This window comes from Streptomyces sp. NPDC006510 (genome assembly GCF_040611955.1).
In the GTDB taxonomy this organism is placed as follows: Bacteria; Actinomycetota; Actinomycetes; order Streptomycetales; family Streptomycetaceae; genus Streptomyces.
Window position 1 is genome coordinate 1 of the sequence record NZ_JBEXPH010000401.1, and the last position, 2,599, is coordinate 2,599.

The following is a 2,599-nucleotide window of genomic DNA, read 5'->3' on the forward strand; positions in this document are numbered from 1 at the left end:
ATCGGCCACCCCGCATCCCTGTGAGCGGGTCCGTTCAGTCGCCGACCACCAGGCCGTCGACGGCCACGGCCGCGGTCACGGGGCGCGCCATCACCGGCTCCGGGGCGTCCGCTTCGGCCGGCACGGCCACCTCGGCCTGCGTCTGCCGTTCCGGGAGCAGCCCGAGGACCGCCTGCCGCTGCGCCTCGCCGGTCGCCTCGTCGTACGGATCGGGCGTGGCCGGGACCTGGAGCCGGAGCACCGGGCCGGTGCCGAGCCGCGCGTACCCACGGCCGGGCGGGACATCGGGCATCGGGGTGGTGTGCGGCTCGGCACCGAGCACCGACTCCACCTGCTCGCGGGAGCATTGACCGAGCACGACTCGGGCCCGGCAGTGCGTCCGTACGGTCTCGCCGAGGGTGTCCAGGCCGTCGAACTGATCGGTCAGGACGACGGTGACGTTGGCCGCCCTGCCGTGCCGCAGCGGCACCTGGAGCAGTTCCCGCGGATCGGTCCTGCCGTCGGCGGCGGCCAGGTGGCCGAGGACGCCGGGCCGGTCCAGCAGGATCCAGAGCGGGCGTTTGGTGTCGTCGGGTGCGGGGTGGCCGGACTGCCGGGCCCGGTTCGCGGCGAGCAGCCGCCGCTCCGTCTCGTGGGCCGCCCACTCCAGGGTCGCCAGTGCGCCGGTCGGCCCGCACTCCACGGCCAGTACGCCGTCGCGCCCGGTCAGGCACGCGTACTCGCCGGTTCCGCTGCCCTCGACGATCAGGATGTCGCCGTGCTGGAGCGCCTGCAGGGCGATGGAGCGCAGCAGGGTCGTGGTGCCGCTGCCGGGCTGCCCGATCACCAGCAGATGCGGTTCGATGGAGCGGGCGCCGGTCCGCCAGACGACCGGAGGGGCGTCGCGGGTCGTGTCGCCGTCGCGCACCGGGACCGTGCGCTGCACCGCGTCGTCGTCTGTGAAGCCCAGTACGGTCTCGCCGGGCGCGGTGACGAAGCGCTGGGCGCCGATCGAGGTGGGCAGGGCGCCGAGGACGCTCATGACGAGCCGGTTGCCCTCCTCGTCCCAGGCGAAGTGGTACTCGCGGCCGCGCCCGGACTTGGCGTGCAGCAGCCGCTCGATCCGGGCACGGGAGTCGGCCTCGCTGTCGGTGAAGTAGGCGGGATACGTCACCTGGAGCCGTGTCAGCCGCCCGTCGGCGTCGAATTCGTAACCGCTGAAGGCCTTCTCCCAGTCGCCGCCGTGGGAGAACAGCGGACCGGGGTCGTCGGCCACGGAGAAGCACGGCACCAGTGCCTCGTACAGGGACCGCAGCCGCGCGGTCTCCGCCTTGTCGGGGCCGGTCCTCACCGGGGTCCGCTCCCGCCCCGTCCAGGCGGCGGCGCCCATCACCGTGACCAGGGCGATGAGGCCCCCGTACGGCATGAGCGCGAACGCGAGGACGCAGGCCGCGACGAGGAACAGCGTGGGGCCACGCTTGTCCTTGGGCGTCGCGGCCCATTTCTGCCGTCCGGCCCCGACCAGCAGCCGCAGACCACGGGTGATCGTGATCAGCGGATGGAGGACGTCCGTGGCGTTGTCGGCGGCCGTGCGCGCGAACTCGCGACTGCGAGTGATCGAGGCGCTGCCGCTGCTCAGAATGCGGGGGAGTGGTCGCCGGGCCACGTCGGTCTCCTGAAGGGGTGGGAGCGGTCGCGGAGGGTCAGAACTTGATCCCGCCCAGCAGGCCGGCGAGACTCGCGCCGCCCGCGGTGATGCTCGGTGCGATGGCGGTGCCTGCCAGATAGAAGCCGAACAGGGCAGTGACGAGGGCGTGCGACGCCTTGAGGCCGTCCTTCCGGAAGAACAGGAAGACGATGATGCCGAGGATGACAACGCCTGACATGGACAGGATCATGAGTGGTTCTCCTGGTTGGGGGGGACAGTCACCATGAGTCCTTCCAGGTTCACCGGAAGTATCTATACGATAAAAGCTGCATTCGGGTGAAAAGTCGTTATTTTCACTTGAATGGCCCCCAGGGTGGTCCCGATGGGGCGGAACACGCGATGTCGGGCACGGTTCCGCCGCGCCATTCGTGATCCTCTGCCACGGGCGGGCCGGGTCATGTGCCTGCTCGGGCAGTACCCTGTCGATTCACTCGTACGGCCCCCACGGCGTACGTCCCGGCAGGTCGACAGTGGTGAAACCGGTTAATGGAAGGCGGTCCGTCCGATGAGCGAAACCCCCGATCCCGAGGTGGTCGAGCTGGCGACGAAGGTCTTCGACCTCGCTCGCCGCGGTGAGACCGACGCGCTCGCCGCGTACGTCGACGCGGGTGTCCCCGCGAACCTCACCAACGACCGGGGCGATTCGCTGCTGATGCTCGCCGCCTACCACGGCCACGCCACCGCCGTCACGGCCCTCGTCGGCCGGGGCGCCGACCCGGACCGGGCCAACGACCGCGGGCAGACCCCGCTCGCCGGGGCCGTCTTCAAGGGCGAGGGCGCGGTGATCGAGGCGCTGCTTGCCGCGGGTGCCGATCCGGCCGCCGGAACGCCCTCCGCGCTCGACACGGCTCGCATGTTCGGCAAGGCCGACCTGCTGGAACTCTTCGGCTCCCGCTGACCGGGTACGCCGTA

General features: G+C 71.3%; 3 protein-coding genes. 1 reads left to right on the plus strand and 2 read right to left on the minus strand.

Annotation, left to right across the window (positions count from 1 at the left end):
• Positions 1-34: 34 nt before the first annotated feature.
• Both ABZY11_RS43875 and ABZY11_RS43880 read right to left on the minus strand, forming a co-directional pair.
• The gene (locus ABZY11_RS43875) at positions 35-1,645 is read right to left on the minus strand and encodes a hypothetical protein (protein ID WP_356484533.1); all 1,611 of its coding nucleotides are present in this window, start codon (positions 1,643-1,645) and stop codon (positions 35-37) included.
• A gap of 37 nt (positions 1,646-1,682) precedes the next feature.
• A complete protein-coding gene (locus ABZY11_RS43880) occupies positions 1,683-1,877 on the minus strand; it encodes a hypothetical protein (protein WP_018103962.1) in 195 nt (64 codons plus the stop codon).
• 315 nt (positions 1,878-2,192) lie between these two features.
• On the opposite strand from ABZY11_RS43880, the gene ABZY11_RS43885 reads away from it, so the two are divergent.
• The gene (locus ABZY11_RS43885; protein ID WP_356484534.1) at positions 2,193-2,585 is read left to right on the plus strand and encodes an ankyrin repeat domain-containing protein; all 393 of its coding nucleotides are present in this window, start codon (positions 2,193-2,195) and stop codon (positions 2,583-2,585) included.
• The last annotated feature ends 14 nt before the right edge of the window (positions 2,586-2,599 follow it).